Origin of the sequence: Herbaspirillum robiniae, from assembly GCF_002213415.1 — a bacterium.
Taxonomy (GTDB): Bacteria; Pseudomonadota; Gammaproteobacteria; order Burkholderiales; family Burkholderiaceae_D; genus Herbaspirillum; species Herbaspirillum robiniae.
In genome coordinates this window covers 147,862-162,839 of record NZ_NJGU01000007.1, presented here as the reverse complement: position 1 = coordinate 162,839, position 14,978 = coordinate 147,862, and the positions used below count along the sequence as shown (strand labels likewise).

10 protein-coding genes are annotated in these 14,978 nt (G+C 66.0%); 5 read left to right on the top strand and 5 right to left on the bottom strand.

What is annotated here, in order from left to right; all coding sequences use genetic code 11:
• Nucleotides 1-152: 152 nt before the first annotated feature.
• Nucleotides 153-1,007 carry an NAD-dependent epimerase/dehydratase family protein gene (locus tag CEJ42_RS14410; protein WP_079217628.1) on the bottom strand — a complete coding sequence of 285 codons (855 nt, stop codon included), beginning with the start codon at nt 1,005-1,007 and terminating at the stop codon, nt 153-155.
• 225 nt (nt 1,008-1,232) lie between these two features.
• On the opposite strand from CEJ42_RS14410, the gene CEJ42_RS14405 reads away from it, so the two are divergent.
• The 3 genes from CEJ42_RS14405 (at nt 1,233) to CEJ42_RS14395 (ending at nt 4,601) form a co-directional block, all read left to right on the top strand.
• Nucleotides 1,233-2,036 (top strand): FadR/GntR family transcriptional regulator, encoded by an 804-nt coding sequence (locus CEJ42_RS14405; RefSeq protein WP_237772401.1) that lies wholly within the window; start codon nt 1,233-1,235, stop codon nt 2,034-2,036.
• A gap of 133 nt (nt 2,037-2,169) precedes the next feature.
• The gene (locus tag CEJ42_RS14400; protein ID WP_079217626.1) at nt 2,170-2,619 is read left to right on the top strand and encodes a nuclear transport factor 2 family protein; all 450 of its coding nucleotides are present in this window, start codon (nt 2,170-2,172) and stop codon (nt 2,617-2,619) included.
• Nucleotides 2,620-2,981: 362 nt separating this feature from the next.
• Complete coding sequence (locus tag CEJ42_RS14395; RefSeq protein ID WP_088751538.1) at nt 2,982-4,601, top strand: methyl-accepting chemotaxis protein; 1,620 nt, start codon at nt 2,982-2,984, stop codon at nt 4,599-4,601.
• A 202-nt stretch (nt 4,602-4,803) separates the two neighbouring features.
• Here the strand turns inward: CEJ42_RS14395 and CEJ42_RS14390 are convergent, their stop codons facing one another.
• The 3 genes from CEJ42_RS14390 to CEJ42_RS14380 are packed head-to-tail and all read right to left on the bottom strand — an operon-like array spanning nt 4,804 to nt 10,784.
• Nucleotides 4,804-6,297, bottom strand: coding sequence for an efflux transporter outer membrane subunit (locus CEJ42_RS14390; RefSeq protein ID WP_088751537.1), 1,494 nt, complete (start codon nt 6,295-6,297; stop codon nt 4,804-4,806).
• Nucleotides 6,297-9,461: an efflux RND transporter permease subunit gene (locus CEJ42_RS14385; RefSeq protein ID WP_088751536.1), complete on the bottom strand. Its 3,165-nt coding sequence runs from the start codon at nt 9,459-9,461 to the stop codon at nt 6,297-6,299. The genes CEJ42_RS14390 and CEJ42_RS14385 overlap by 1 nt, the downstream gene beginning before the upstream one ends.
• 12 nt (nt 9,462-9,473) lie before the next feature.
• Nucleotides 9,474-10,784: an efflux RND transporter periplasmic adaptor subunit gene (locus CEJ42_RS14380; RefSeq protein WP_088751535.1), complete on the bottom strand. Its 1,311-nt coding sequence runs from the start codon at nt 10,782-10,784 to the stop codon at nt 9,474-9,476.
• Nucleotides 10,785-10,959: 175 nt separating this feature from the next.
• On the opposite strand from CEJ42_RS14380, the gene CEJ42_RS14375 reads away from it, so the two are divergent.
• Together CEJ42_RS14375 and CEJ42_RS14370 are read left to right on the top strand one after the other, a co-directional pair.
• Nucleotides 10,960-12,444 (top strand): ATP-binding protein, encoded by a 1,485-nt coding sequence (locus tag CEJ42_RS14375; RefSeq protein WP_088751534.1) that lies wholly within the window; start codon nt 10,960-10,962, stop codon nt 12,442-12,444.
• A complete protein-coding gene (locus tag CEJ42_RS14370) occupies nt 12,441-13,178 on the top strand; it encodes a response regulator (protein ID WP_088751533.1) in 738 nt (245 codons plus the stop codon). Before CEJ42_RS14375 ends, CEJ42_RS14370 begins: the two co-directional genes overlap by 4 nt.
• Nucleotides 13,179-13,268: 90 nt before the next feature.
• On the opposite strand, the gene CEJ42_RS14365 is transcribed toward CEJ42_RS14370, so the two are convergent.
• Complete coding sequence (locus CEJ42_RS14365) at nt 13,269-14,819, bottom strand: methyl-accepting chemotaxis protein (RefSeq protein ID WP_088751532.1); 1,551 nt, start codon at nt 14,817-14,819, stop codon at nt 13,269-13,271.
• Between the last annotated feature and the right edge of the window lie 159 nt (nt 14,820-14,978).

Sequence of the window (14,978 nt, the reverse complement as noted above, 5' to 3'; positions counted from 1 at the left end):
ATCAGGTGATGCGGTCGTGCGTGAAGCGGGTGACGGGTGCTCGCGCGGCGGCGATGCCGGGACATGACGCTGGTCTTGCTATCCGAAGTGGTATGACAACATACGATCCGAACAGGAAAAACAGCCCTCCCGGCGCCGCAACGCGCGCGTATTCAGTTCGCCAGGGGATCGAAAGGACCGGCCGTGGTGAAGGCGCCGCCCTGCAGCAGCGCCACCGGATCGGTCGGAGCCGGCCTCGGCTGGGCCTCCACCTTGTCACGGAAGATCTCGGAGCTGTCCTTGGGCGCGTAGCCGAGATGCGCCGCGTGGCGGTTGTCCCACCAGGTGTAGGCGTTGTCGGACATGCCGTAGACCACGGTGTGGCCCACGTCGGGAGTAAACAGGCTGCGGCGCAGCAGCTGTTCGAAGTCGTCCAGGCTCATCCAGCTGGCCATCATGCGGCGGTCCTTGGCTTCCGGGAAGATGGAGCCGATGCGGATGCTCACCGTCTCCACGCCGTAGCGGTCGAAGTAGAACTGCGCCATGTCCTCGCCGTAGGATTTGGACAGGCCGTAGTAGCCGTCCGGACGGCGCAGCTCGCGCGCGTCGATCTTCTGGTCCTGGCGGTAGTAGCCGGTGACGTGGTTGGAGCTGGCGAAGATCACGCGCTTGACCTTGTGGCGGCGCGCGGCTTCATAGATGTGGAACACGCCCTTGATATTGGCTTCCAGGATTTCTTCGAAGGGACGCTCCACCGAGACGCCGCCCAGGTGGATGATGGCCTCGCAGCCTTGCACCATGGCGTCGACCGCGGCGCGGTCGGCCAGGTCGCAGGCCAGCGCTTGCTCGTGGGCCGCCGCGGGGCCAGCCGACTCCATCGCGCGCGCCAGGTCGGACACCCGCACGGACTCGGCAAAACCGGCCAGCCGGGGACGCAAGGCCTTGCCCACGCCGCCGGCCGCGCCGGTCAGCAAGAGCCGCGAAAAGCGCGCCGACTGCCACGCGCCCGTATCTTTTTCTCCGCTCATAAGAGCCGTCTCCTGATTGTTTGTAATTATTCTTGTTGTGTGATCTCTGCAAGCAACTTGCCGGATTTGCATTCCTGTGCAAGTTCAATCTTGTACGTTGTCATATCACTTGGACTGGATTATTATCGGCGCATCAGAGCTTGTCAATAGCATTCGGGAAGTCTCTTCTACGAAACACCGGGCCGTGAGAAAGCACAGGAAACGGCCCCAACTTTGATCACGACAATGATAAATATCCTCGCTGCCGAGGCTGGGCAGCGCACCGGGATGGCCGCCGCGGAGACCAACGGCGAACATCCGGCACCAGCCACAGTTGCGTCCCGTTCGGTGGGGCGCCGCAGTCTTTCGCGCGAGCTCGTGCAGGCGCTCGAGCAGCTGATCCTCACCCAGCACTGGCGCCCCGGCGACAAGCTGCCCACCGAGGCCGAGATCGTGCGCCAGTTCCAGGTCAGCCGCACCGTGGTGCGCGAGGCGCTGTCCCGCCTGCAGGCCGCCGGCCTGGTGGCGACCCGCCACGGCATCGGCACCTTCGTGCTGGAGCCGCGCCCGCCGGCGATGTTCCGGCTCGACCCGGACGAGCTGGAAACCTCCTTCGAAGTGCTCGCCGTGCTGGAGCTGCGCATCAGCCTGGAAACCGAGACCGCCGGCCTGGCCGCGGCGCGCCGCAGCGACGCCAACCTGGCCGTCATGCGCGCGGCGCTGGACGACTTCGCCGACAACGTGGCGCGCTCGGAAACCACGGTGGCGCCGGACTTCCGCTTCCACCAGGAGATCGCCGAGGCGACCGGCAACCGCTACTTCGCCGAGATCATCAACTACCTGGGCACCACCATCCTGCCGCGCACGCGGCTGCCTTCCAGCCGCATCCCTCCCGACCAGCTCACCCACTACCTGCAGCGCGTGAACCGCGAGCACGAACAGATCTTCGACGCCATCGCCCGCCGCGACACCGACTTCGCGCGCGCGGCCATGCGCATCCACCTGACCAACAGCCGCGAACGCCTGCGCCGCGCGCAGGAAGTCAGCTGACGCCCTTCCTCTCCCCTTCCCTTCAACGACCACAGGAGCCCGACCACGCCTTCGCGCCGAACAATTCATACGACGACATACCTCATCCACGCAACATCACACACGCGACACCACAACCACCAAGGAGACTGAGATGTTCAACAAATTCACGATGCTGTGCGGCGCCCTGGCCTGCACCATGATGATGGCCAACGCCCCGGCATCGGCCGCCGGCAAGGAAGAGCAGGCGGTGGAAGCCGCCGTCGAGAAGCTGCGCGTGGTCATGGTCGACCCCGACCTCAAGCAGCTCGAGGCGCTGACCTCCAAGGACCTGAGCTACGGCCACTCCGGCGGCAAGGTGCAGAACCAGGCCGAGTTCATTGACGACCTGAAGACCGGCGCCTCCGACTTCGTCAACATCAAGCTGCTGGACCAGACCGTGAAGGTAGTCGGCGACAACGCCATCGTGCGCCATACCCTGGACGCCGACACCAACGACTCCGGCAAGCCGGGCCACGTGACCATCAAGATCCTGCAGGTCTGGAAGAAGCAGCACGGCCACTGGGTGCTGCTGGCGCGCCAGGCGGTGCGCGCGGCCAGCTAAGCGCAGGCCTGCTCGCGCGAAGGCCGTGAACGGCGGACGGCAGCGATGCCGCCCGCCGTTTTTCATCCGGGACCGGCCCGACGCGCTGCCATCCCGCAGGAATTCTCGCTTTTCCTCACTGACAAATTCCCAATCAGCAATAAAAATCGCTCATCTCACTCTCTTCGTCGTGAAAATTACGTCATCTCAGGAAAATCCTCATAGCTGAACGTCCGTTCCCTTTTACAATTCATCTCATCAGGGGGGGAATGAAGGCGCTGCAAAAGCCGCCTGCCGCCTGGAGGAAAAGAGGAGCGCATCCGGCATGCATCGACGCATGCGCGGCAGGGCTTTTCTTCGTGAATTGATTTGGCGGAACTGAAATGAATTACTTAAGCAGATTCAACATCGGGACTCAGCTGCGTCTCGGCTTCGGCGTCGTGATCGTGTCGATGCTGATCCTCATCTCCTTTGCGCTCATGCGCATGAACTCCATCTCGGCGGCGGTCAAGCACCAGGACCAGGTCCGCGCCACCAAGCTGGAACCCCTCTACACCGCACGCGAGGCGCTGGACCAGACGGGACTGGCGGCGCGCAATGCCTTCATCTTCCAGGACCAGACCGACGCCATGAAGGAGTTGTCCATCCTCGATGAGCAGCGCTCGCTCTACCTGGCCGAACTGAAGAAACTGGAGCCGCAGTTTGCCGGCAACGCCCAGTTCGACAAGGTCAAGGCCGGCCTGCTGGCCATGGCGCAGGAACTGGACAAGCCGCGCAAGTTCCGCGAAGCCGGCCAGTTGGCCGAGTACGGCACCTTCCTGGTCAAGGAATGCAGTCCGCTGCGACGCCAGATCGTGCAGGACATCGACGTGCTGCTGAAGTCGGTGCAGAAGGAAAACGAAGAAGCCAGCGCGCTCGCCGAAGGCCTGTTCGACAGCTCGCTGCGGCTGATCATGATCTGCTCGGCGGTGATCCTCGCCTTGTCGGTGGCGACCGCCTGGATGATCCGCAAGAGCCAGCTCGGCGGCGAGCCGCGCTACGCGGTGGAGATCGCCGGACGCATCGCCCACGGCGAACTGTCGGCCGCGGTCGACACCCGCCGCGACGACGACTCCAGCCTGCTGTTCGAGATCCGCCTGATGCGCGACAAGCTGGCCTCGCTGGTGCAGCAGGTGCGCGTGGGCACGCACACCATCGCCGAAGCCTCCTCCGAGATCGCCATGGGCAACCAGAACCTGTCCGAACGCACGGAGCAGCAGGCCGACACGCTGGAAAAAACCGTGGCCGCGCTGGACGACCTGACCCAGGCCGTGCGCCGCAACGCCGAGAACGCGCAGCAGGCCAACCAGTTGGCCAACTCAGCCTCGAACATCGCCACCAAGGGCGGCGACGTGGTCAGCCAGGTGGTCAGCACCATGGGCGTGATCGACGATTCCTCGCGCAAGATCGTGGACATCATCGGCGTGATCGACGGCATCGCTTTCCAGACCAATATCCTCGCATTGAACGCCGCGGTGGAAGCCGCGCGCGCCGGCGAGCAGGGTCGCGGCTTCGCCGTGGTGGCCTCGGAAGTGCGCTCGCTGGCGCAGCGTTCGGCGTCGGCGGCCAAGGAAATCAAGGCCCTGATCGACAGCTCGGTGGCCAGCGTGGCCGACGGCAGCCGCCTGGTGCAGGAAGCCGGCGGCACCATGGAAGAAGTGGTGGCCAGCGTCAAGCGCGTGACCGCCATCGTGGCCGAGATCAGCGAGGCCAGCCACGCCCAGACCCAGGGCATCCACGCGGTGAACGACGCCATCTCGCTGCTGGACCAGAACACCCAGCAGAACGCCGCGCTGGTGGAAGAAGCCGCCGCCGCGTCGCAGTCGATGAGCCAGCAGGCCGAACACCTGACGCTGTTGGTCGGCGCCTTCAAGCTGAGCGCCGCGCAGATGGACGGGGATGTGGTGGAGGGCGAGGCGCATGAGGTGGATGTGACGCCACACCAGCGTATCGGCATGGGGTGAGCGCTTACCTGGTTTGAATGTGAAACGGCCCGCTATGCGGGCCGTTTTTTTTTTGACGCTTGCGTGTCACAACGGAAGACACTGGGTCCCGGCCTTCGCCGGGACGACAGGTCCAGGATGAGCTCGAACAACCGAGAACCGGATCTGCTCCTCCTTGTCGTCCCGGCGGAGGCCGGGACCCAGCGTCGTTAACGCCCTCCGATCATGACGCCGGCTTCTCCTCCATGACGCGCGTCTGCTCGTTCCAGCCGCCGCCCAGCACCTTGTAGAGCGTGATGCGGTTGCTCTGCTCGGTCAGCCGCAGCGAGATCAGCGTCTGCTGCGCCGAGTACAGCGTGCGCTGCGCCACCAGCGTGGAGAGGTAGCTGTCGATGCCGTTCTTGTAGCGCGCCTCCGAGAGGCGGAAGGACTTCTCGCTGGCGGCGGTGGACTTGCCCTGCGCATCCAGGCGCTGGTCCAGCGTGGCGCGCACGGCCAGCGCGTCGGCCACTTCGCGGAAGGCGGTCTGGATTGCCTTCTCGTAGTTGGCCACGTCGATGTCGGCGGTGATCCTGGCCGAGTCCAGGCTGGCGCGCAGGCTGCCGGCGTTGAAGATGGGCAGGTTGATCGACGGCGAGAAAGTCCACGAACCGCTGCCGGCATTGAACAGCCCGCCCAGCGTGCGGCTGGCGGTGCCGCCGTTGGCCGTGAGCGTGATGCTGGGGAAGAACGCGGCGCGCGCGGCGCCGATGTCGGCATTGGCGGACTTCAGCGTATGCTCGGCGGCCAGCACGTCCGGACGACGCAGCAGCACTTCCGAAGGCAGGCCCGCGGGTGTGGCCAGCAGCACGGCGGAGGTCTGCGGCAAGCCCTGCGGCAGCAGCTTCTCGTCGAGGTCGGCGCCTACCAGCAGGCGCAGCGCGTTGACATCCTGCGCGACCTGGCTGGTGTAGCGCGCGACATCGGCGCGGGCCGACTCCACCGTGGCTTCCTGGCTGGCCAGGTCGACACCGGAGACGGTGCCGATGTCGTGGCTGCGGCGGCTCAGCTCGAAGGTGCGCGACTGGCTGGCGTAAGTGTCCTCGGCCAGCTTCAGCAGCTCGCGGTCGGAGGCCAGCGTCAGCCATGCGGTGGCGACTTCGGCCACCAGGCTGATGTGGGTGCTGCGGCGCGTCTCGACGTTGTACTGGTAGGTTTCCAGCGCGGCGTCGGAGAGGTTCTTCAGGCGGCCGAAGAAGTCCAGCTCATAGGCGCTGATGCCCACCGTCACGCTTTGCTGGCGCGACACCGTGGCGCGTCCGGAAGACGACAGCTCGGCCGGCGTGCGGCTGGCGGTGCTGCTGCCGGTGGCCGAGATGGCCGGGTAGCGGTCGGCGTCGGTGATGCGGTATTGCGCCCGCGCCTTCTCGATGTTCAGGGCCGCCACGCGCAGGTCGCGGTTGTTGGCCAGCGATGCGGCGATCACCTGCTGCAGCCGCTCGTCGAGGAAGAACTGGCGCCAGCCGATGCTGTCGGCCTCCGCCTGCGCGGACTTGCCGCCGGCGGCGGCGACGATCTGCTTGCCGTCGACCTGTTGCGACCAGTCGCCCGGCACCGGGGCGGCGACCTGCTTGTAGTCCGGCGCCAGGTTGGCGCAGCCGGCCAGCGCGGCGGCCAGCGTCAGCGCCAGCACCGAACGCTGCAGGAAGAGTGTCTTGTTGTCAGTGAGCGCTTTCATCACACGCCCTCCTTTTGCACGGAATGATCGTCATGGCCATCGCCCTTGGCCGCCTTCTTTGCGGCGCGGCGGTCCAGCCAGGAACCGATCAGGAAATAGAACAAGGGCACGAAGAAGATGCCCAGCAGCGTGGCCGTCAGCATGCCGCCCAGCACGCCGGTGCCGATCGCGCGGCGGCTGGCCGAACCGGCGCCGGAAGCCACCGCCAGCGGCAGCACGCCCATCATGAAGGCCAGCGAGGTCATCAGGATCGGACGCAGGCGCAGCTGCACCGCCTCCAGCGTCGCGTCCCGCAGGCTCTTGCCGGACTCGTGCAACTGCTTGGCGAACTCCACGATCAGGATCGCGTTCTTGGCCGACAGGCCCACCGTGGTCAGCAGGCCGACCTGGAAGTAGACGTCGTTGTTCATGCCGAACAGGCCGGTCAGCAGCACCGTGCCGATGATGCCCAGCGGCACCGCCAGGATCACCGCGAACGGCACCGACCAGCTCTCATAGAGCGCAGCCAGGCAGAGGAACACGAACAGGATGGAAATCGCATACAGCATCGGCGCCTGGTTGCCGGACAGGCGCTCCTGGTAGGACGCGCCGGTCCACTCGTAGCCCACGCCGGCCGGCAGCTGGGCCACCAGTTTCTGCACCTCGTTCATGGCGTCGCCCGAGCTCACGCCGGCCGCCGGTTCGCCCACGATCTCGAAGGACGACACGCCGTTGTAACGCTCCAGCAGCGACGGGCCGAAGGTCCACTTGCTGCTCATGAAGGCCGAGAACGGCACCATCTGGCTGGCCGAATTGCGCACGTACCAGCGGTTGATGTCCTCGGTCTGCATGCGGAAGTCGCGGTCGCCCTGCACGTAGACCTTCTTCACCCGGCCGTTGCTGAGGAAGTCGTTCACGTAGGTGCCGCCCATGGCGGTGGCCAGGGTGTCGTTGATGTTGGCGGTGGAAATCGACAGCGCGTCGGCCTTGCGGTCGTCGATCGCCACGCGCAGCTGCGGCGTATCGTCCAGGCCGGTGATGCGCACGTTGGCCAGGCGCGGGTTCTGGCGCGCCAGTTGCAGGAACTGGTCGCGCGCCTTGAGCAGCGTGTCGTGGCCGACGCCGCCCACGTCCTTCAACTCAAGGTCGAAGCCCGAGCTCTGGCCCAGGCCGCGCACCGCCGGCGGGTTCATCAGGAACACCCGGGCGCCGCGGATCTTGCCGAAGTCGGCGTTGGCGCGACGCACCAGTTCGGTGGCCGACTGGCCTTCGCCGCGACGCTCGTCCCAGTCCTTCAGGCGGATGAAGGCGCGCGCGCCGTTCTGGCTGTTGCCGCCGACGCCGGCGCCGACGATGGCCAGCACCGAATCCACCACTTCAGGCTTGTTCATGAAGTATTCCTGCACCGTCTTCACCACCGCGGTGGTCTGCTCGGCGGTGGCGCCGGTGGGCAGCTGGATCTGCGCCATCAGCACGCCCTGGTCTTCTTCCGGCAGGAAGGAAGTCGGCAGGCGCGCGAACAGCACGGCCATGGCCGCCACGATCAGCCCGTACATCAGCAGGCCGCGCTTGCCGCGCTTCAACAACCCGCCGACGCCGCCCTGGTAACGCGTGGCGCTGCGGTCGAAGGTCTTGTTGAACCAGGTGAAGAAACGACCCTGCTGCACATGGCCGGCGGCATGCGGCTTCAACAGCGTGGCGCACAGCGCCGGGGTCAGCGTCAGCGCCACCATCACCGACAGCGCCATGGCCGAGACGATGGTGATGGAGAACTGGCGATAGATCACGCCGGTGGAGCCGCCGAAGAAGGCCATCGGGATGAACACCGCCGACAGCACCATGGCGATGCCCACCAGCGCGCCGGTGATCTCCTGCATGGACTTGCGGGTGGCTTCCTTGGGACTGAGCTTTTCCTCGCTCATCAGGCGCTCGACGTTTTCCACCACCACGATGGCGTCGTCCACCAGCAGGCCGATGGCCAGCACCAGCCCGAACATGGTCAGCGTGTTGATCGAGTAGCCGAACATGGCGAGGATGCCGAAGGTGCCCAGCAGCACCACCGGCACCGTGATGGCCGGAATGAAGGTGGCGCGGATGTTCTGCAGGAACAGGTACATGATCAGCACCACCAGCACGATGGCTTCGATCAGGGTCTTGACCACTTCTTCCAGCGACACGCGCACGAAGGGCGTGGTGTCGTAGGCGATGTTGGTCTTGAGCTTCATTGACGCCGGGAAGTAAGGCTCGAGCTCGGCCATCTTCTGCTTGACGGCATCGGCCGTGGCCAGCGCGTTGGCGCCGGTGGCCAGCTGGATCGCCAGCGCCGAGGACGGCTTGCCGTTCTGCTGCGAGGCGACCTGGTAGCTTTCGCCGCCCAGTTCCACCCGCGCCACGTCGGAGAGCTTGACCACCGAGCCGTCCGAAGACGACTTGACGATGATGTTGCGGAACTCGTCAGGCGTGGTCAGCTTGCTGCGCGCGGTGATGGTGGCGTTGACCTGCTGGCCGGGGATGGCCGGCAACGCGCCGATCTCGCCGGCGGAGACTTCGGTGTTCTGCGCCTCCAGCGCGCTGGTGACGTCGGAGGGCATCAGCGCGTACTTCTGCAGCTTGGCCGGATCGAGCCAGATGCGCATGGCGTAGTTGGTGCCGAAGGCTGTGACGTCGCCCACGCCTTCGACGCGGCTGATCTGGTCGGTCAGCGTGCTGCTGATGAAGTCGCCGATGTCGATGTTGGTGATGCGCGGGTCGTCCGAAGTCAGCGACAGCACCATCAGGATGTCGGTGGACGCCTTGGTCACCGTCACGCCGTTGTTCTGCACCGCCTGCGGCAGGCGCGCGGTGACCTGCTGCAGCTTGTTCTGCACCTGCATCTGCGCGACGTCTGGATTGGTGCCGGCGGTGAAGGTCAGCGCCACGGTGGCGGTGCCGGCCGAGCTGGAGCTGGCCGACATGTATTGCAGGTTGTCCAGGCCCTTCATCTGCTGCTCAATCACCTGGGTGACCGAGTCTTCCAGGGTCTTGGCCGAGGCGCCGGTATAGGTCGCCTTGATGTTGACCTTGGGCGGCGCGATGTCGGGATACTGTTCCAGCGACAACTGGCGGATGGACATCATCCCGCCCAGCATGATGATGATGGCGATGACCCACGCGAAGATGGGCCGGTCGATAAAGAAACGTGCCATGTGGTGCGCTCCTTACTTCGCGCCGGCGGCGGTGTTGGCCGCGCCGCTGCTGCCGGTGCTGCCGCTGTCGGCATCGTCGCCGTTCTTGGCGCCGCCGCCCAGCGAGGGATCGGCGGCCGCCGCGGCGGCTTCGCGCGCGAGGTCCTTCTTCAGGCTCTCGGTGACGTCGATGGCGCGCGGGGTGTCGCCGGTGCGCACCTTCTGCAGGCCGTCGACGATCAGCTTGTCGCCTTCGGCCAGGCCCTTGGTGACCCACCAGTTGTTGCCCACGGCGCGCGCCACGCTCAGCAGGCGCTGCTGCACCTTGCCGTCGGCGCCCACCACCAGCGCGGTGGCCGCGCCGGTCTGGTCGCGGCTGACGGCCTTTTGCGGCACCAACAGGGCGTGGTCGTCCACGCCTTCTTCCAGCACCGCGCGCACGTAGGATCCGGGCAGCAGCACGCCGTCGGGGTTGGGCACCACGGCGCGCAGGGTGATCATGCCGGTGCCGGTGTCGACCGACAGGCCGGCGAATTCAAGCTTGCCGGTGCGGTCGTAGGTCGAGCCGTCTTCCAGCAGGATCTTGACCTGGGCCGCGTTCTCGCCGCTCTTCTTAATCTGGCCGCTGGCCAGTTCGCGCTTCAGGCGCAGCAGGTCCACGGTGGACTGGGTGACGTCGACGTAGATCGGGTCGATCTTCTGCACCGTGGTCAGCGCCGTGGTCTGGCTGGCGGTGACCAGCGCGCCCGGCGTGACGGTGGATTTTTCGATGCGGCCCGAGATCGGCGACAGGATCTTCGTGTATTCGAGGTTGATGGCGGCGGTCTTCACCGCGGCCTTCTGCACGGCCACATCGGCCTCGTTCTGGCGCAGCGTGCTCTGGGCGTCGTCGTTGTCCTGCTTGGAGACGGCGTCGATCTTGTCCAGTTCGGCGTAGCGCTGGGCTTTCAGCTTCGACGAGGCCAGCGTGGCCTCGGCCTTCAGCAGCGAGGCCTTGGCGCTGTCATAGGCGGCCTGGTAGCTGGCGGGATCGATCTGGTACAGCGGCTGACCGGCCTTCACATTGGCGCCTTCCTTGAACAAGCGCTTCTGGATGATACCGCCGACCTGCGGGCGGATGTCGGCGGCCAGGTAGGCGGTGGTGCGGCCGGGCAACTCGGTGGTGACGGCCTGGCGCTGGGCCTTGACCACCACGTAGCCGATCTCGGCCTGGCCCTGCGCGGGCGGCTGGTTGCCGGACTTGGAGCAGGCCGCCAGGGCCACCGCCAGGGTCAGCGCCATCAGCAGGCGCGCGGGCATGGCAAAGGAATGCGTGGAACCGGATGAAGTGTTCTTGTTGGGCATCGTCGTCGACTTTCTGCCCGTTCCTTTGCTTGCTACTCTGACAAAGCCCGGGCGTAATGAGCTATTGGATCGGCCATCTTAAAAACCAAATGTGGAGGAAAATTGAGCAAAGCCTCATTTACAACAAGCGGCCACCGGCGCGGCTTATCTTGATAAGCTGGCGGCTTTCCCGCGCATGCGGGCGCTTTCCCCGACCATCGCCGTGCCCAAGTTTCCCGTCCATCCGATCGCGGACCTCACCGACCGCTTCTTCTACCGGGCCAACATCCGCCTGAAGCTCTTCTACGCCATGCTGGCGCTGATCGTGGTGCTGATCGTGGCCATCAACGGCGCCGGCCACTACATCTTCAACCGCGACTTCCTCGGCTACCTGAACGAACAGGCGCAGCAGCGCATGGAAGACATGGTGCCGCGCGTGGAGCAGGCCTACCGCGAGCACGGCAGCTGGGAATTCATCCGCGGCAATCCGCGCACCTGGTTCGAGCTGATGAAGCCGGCCATCGTGGAACACAGCGGCGCCGCCGTCGGCCCCACCTTCACCCCCTCCGACCTGACCGGCGCCACGCTGCGCTTCTCGCTGCTGGACGCCAACCGCAAGTTCGTCATCGGCTATCCCAACGTCGGCCCGGACGCGCGGCTGCGCCCCATCCTGCTGGACGACGCCATCGTCGGCTGGGTCGCGCAAACCCCGTTCGAGAGCGTGATCGGCGCGGTCGACCTGCGCTTCCAGCAGAGCCAGTTCCTGGCGCAGATCATCATCGCGGTGGTGGCCATCATGCTGGCCGCGTTCATGGTGGTGCGCATCTCCGGTGTGCTGCTGCAGCCGCTGACGCGGGTGGCGCGCGCCACTCATCGGCTGGCCGGCGGCGACTACAGCACGCGGGTGGAGATCGAATCCGGCGACGAGGTCGGCCGCCTGGCGCAGGACTTCAACCAGCTGGCCATGGCGCTGGAGCGCAACGAAAAGCTGCGGCGCGAGTTCATGGCCGATGTCTCGCACGAGCTGCGCACGCCGCTGGGCATCCTCAACGGCCAGCTCGAGGCGCTGGAAGATGGCCTGCTGCAACCGGACGAGCACACCATCCGTTCGTTGAAGAGCGAGGTCGAACACCTGAACAAGCTGGTCGGCGACCTCTACGACCTGTCGCTGGCCGATGCCGGCGCGCTGGCCTATCGCAAGGCCGACCTCGACCTCGCGCCGCTGCTGCGCGACGCCGTGCAGAGCTGTGAGGAGCGTTTCCGCAAGCGCGGCCTGGCGCTGTCGGCGCAGCTGCCCGAGGCCATGCCGCTGCATGCCGACGGCGCGCGCCTGCAGCAGCTGTTCAGCAACCTGTTCGAGAACAGCCTGCGCTACACCGACGCCGGTGGCCGGCTGGAATTGCGCTGCCGGCTCGAGCAGCAGCAATGGAAGCTGGTCTTCGACGACAGCGCGCCGGGCGTGGACGGACCGGCGCTGGCGCGCCTGTTCGAGCGCTTCTTCCGGGTCGAGGCCTCGCGCAACCGCGCCAGCGGCGGCGCCGGGCTGGGACTGGCGATCTGCCGCCGCATCGTCGAGGCGCATCAAGGCAGCATCGTGGCCGAAGCCTCGCCGCTGGGCGGCCTGCGCATCACGGTGACGCTGCCGGCCGGGTTCGCGGCGCCGCTGGAGACGCCGGCATGAGCGAGCAGTTCCAGTTCGAGGCGCCGGCCAGCGCCGACATCCTGATCGTCGAAGACGAACCCAAGCTGGCCGAGCTGCTGCAAAAATATCTGGCCGCCGCCGGCTATGCCTCGCGCCATGTGGCGCGCGGCGATGAGGCGGTGCCGGCGGTGCGCGAGAAGCGACCTGACCTGGTGCTGCTCGACATCATGCTGCCGGGCATGGACGGCTGGGAGGTGTGCCGCCAGCTGCGCGGTTTTTCGGACGTGCCGGTGCTGATGCTGACCGCGCGCGCCGAAGAGGAAGACCGCCTGCGCGGGCTGGAGCTGGGCGCCGACGACTACATCTGCAAGGCGCCGTTCTCCCCGCGCGAAATCGTCGCCCGCGTCAAATCGATGCTGCGCCGGAACAGCCACCTGCAGCGCGCCGCAGGCGAAGCCGTCGCGCCGTCGCTGGCCTCGCCGCTGCAGATCGACGACGTGCGCCACCAGGCCAGCGTGCGCGGCGAGATGCTGAACCTGACGCCGCTGGAGTTCCGCCTGCTGAAGACCTTCGCCTCGGCGCCCGGCCAGGTGTTCTCGCGCGAACAGCTGCTCAACCACCTGCACGACGAATACCGCTCGGTCACCGACCGCGCCATCGACACCCACATCAAGAACCTGCGGCGCAAGCTGGAGCCATGCTTCCCGGGGCATAACGCGATCCAGGCGGTGTATGGAGTGGGTTACAGCTTCGAGCTGCCCAAGCCCGACTAGCGAGGCCGGCCTGCACACGGCGGCCCGGCACAAATGAAAAGGCCCGCACCGTTTCCGGTGCGGGCCTTTTTCGTTGGCAATGCGAGGGGATCAGCGCACGATCTTGAACACGCTGACCACATCCTGCAATTTGCCGGCCTGGTCCTGCAGCGACTGCGCGGCGGCGGCGGCTTCTTCCACCAGCGCGGCGTTCTGCTGCGTGACTTCGTCCATCTGGGTGATGGCGCGGTTGATCTCTTCGATGCCGGTGCTCTGCTCGTGGCTGGCGGCGGTGATCTCGCCGACGATGTCGGTCACGCGCTTCACGCTGGCCACCACTTCGGTCATGGTGGTGCCGGCGCGTTCCACCAGCTGGCTGCCGGCGCCGACCTTCTCCACGGAGTCGTCGATGAGCTCCTTGATTTCCTTGGCGGCGGCCGCCGAGCGCTGGGCCAGCGAACGCACTTCGGAAGCGACCACCGCGAAGCCGCGGCCCTGCTCGCCGGCGCGGGCGGCTTCCACCGCCGCGTTCAGCGCCAGGATGTTGGTCTGGAACGCGATGCCGTCGATCACGCTGATGATGTCGGCGATGCGGCGCGAGCTCTCGGTGATGCCTTCCATGGTCTGCACCACCTGGCCCACCACTTCGCCGCCCTGGCTGGCGATCTCGGAGGCGGACACCGCCAATTGATTGGCCTGGCGCGCGTTGTCGGCGTTCTGCTTGACGGTGGAGGTCAGTTCTTCCATGGCCGAGGCGGTCTCTTCCAGCGAGCCGGCCTGCTGCTCGGTGCGTGAGGACAGGTCGAGGTTGCCGGTGGCGATTTCCTGCGAGGCGTTGGTGATGGTGTCGGTGCCGGTGCGCACTTCGCCGACGATCTTCTGCAGGCTGTCGTTCATGGCCTTGAGCGAATGCATCAGCATGCCGGTCTCGTCATTGCTGGTGGCGCGGATCTGCACGGTCAGGTCGCCCTGGGCCACGCGCTGCGCCACTTCCACCGCGTCGTTCAACGGCCGGGAGACGATGCGCGCCACCGCCACGGCCAGGCCGAAGGCGATCACCACGATGGCCGCCAGCAGCACCGCGATCCACAGCTTGGCGGACTGGTACATGTCTTCGGCGGTCTGGTCGGAGCGCGCGCTGCCCGCTTCGTTGACCTTGACGATGCCGTCGAGCTGCTCGTTCATCGTGCGGAACAGCTTGTTGGATTCGCCCTTGAACAGCGTGCGCGCTTCCTCTTCCTTGCCGTCCATCGCCAGCGCCTTGAGCTGCTTGTCGACCTCGACGTAGGCGGCGAAGGTCTTGGAGAACTGCTCGTAGATGGCTTTTTCTTCCGGCTCGGAAATCTGCGACTCGTAGCTGGCGCGCTGCTTGGCCAGGATCTCCAGCCTGGACTTGATGGCCTTGTCGGCATCCGCGCGGTCGGCGTCCTGGTTGGCGGTGACCATCTGCAGTTCGGAAATGCGCATGCGCGGCAGCGACGCCTGGATCGTCTGCGCGGCCTTGATGGTCGGCAGCCAGTTGGTGGCGATGTCAGTCGACGCCTGGTTGACCTCCTTCAACTGCTTGATGGCGAACACGCCCAGGATCACCGTGAGGACGATCACGGCGGCGAAGGAAAGAATCAACTTTCGGGCTATCTTCAAGTTATAGAACCACTTCATGGCTACCTCGGTTTCTCTGTTGCGTGGTTGGGGCTAGCAACATTCTAGGCAGACATCGATGGCTCCATATTGCCGAGCACGCGGGGGTTTACGCGGCATTTGGCCTCTTGGGCGGGGCGATTTCCCGCACGTTGACAGCTTGATGACAGCTTGCTGTCG

Bases quoted from the DNA above. Each gene is read 5' to 3' on its own strand.
- CEJ42_RS14410 (WP_079217628.1), bottom strand. From the start codon at position 1,007: ATGAGCGGAGAAAAAGATACGGGCGCGTGGCAGTCGGCGCGCTTTTCG.
- CEJ42_RS14405 (WP_237772401.1), top strand. From the start codon at position 1,233: ATGATAAATATCCTCGCTGCCGAGGCTGGGCAGCGCACCGGGATGGCC.
- CEJ42_RS14400 (WP_079217626.1), top strand. From the start codon at position 2,170: ATGTTCAACAAATTCACGATGCTGTGCGGCGCCCTGGCCTGCACCATG.
- CEJ42_RS14395 (WP_088751538.1), top strand. From the start codon at position 2,982: ATGAATTACTTAAGCAGATTCAACATCGGGACTCAGCTGCGTCTCGGC.
- CEJ42_RS14390 (WP_088751537.1), bottom strand. From the start codon at position 6,297: ATGAAAGCGCTCACTGACAACAAGACACTCTTCCTGCAGCGTTCGGTG.
- CEJ42_RS14385 (WP_088751536.1), bottom strand. From the start codon at position 9,461: ATGGCACGTTTCTTTATCGACCGGCCCATCTTCGCGTGGGTCATCGCC.
- CEJ42_RS14380 (WP_088751535.1), bottom strand. From the start codon at position 10,784: ATGCCCAACAAGAACACTTCATCCGGTTCCACGCATTCCTTTGCCATG.
- CEJ42_RS14375 (WP_088751534.1), top strand. From the start codon at position 10,960: ATGCGGGCGCTTTCCCCGACCATCGCCGTGCCCAAGTTTCCCGTCCAT.
- CEJ42_RS14370 (WP_088751533.1), top strand. From the start codon at position 12,441: ATGAGCGAGCAGTTCCAGTTCGAGGCGCCGGCCAGCGCCGACATCCTG.
- CEJ42_RS14365 (WP_088751532.1), bottom strand. From the start codon at position 14,819: ATGAAGTGGTTCTATAACTTGAAGATAGCCCGAAAGTTGATTCTTTCC.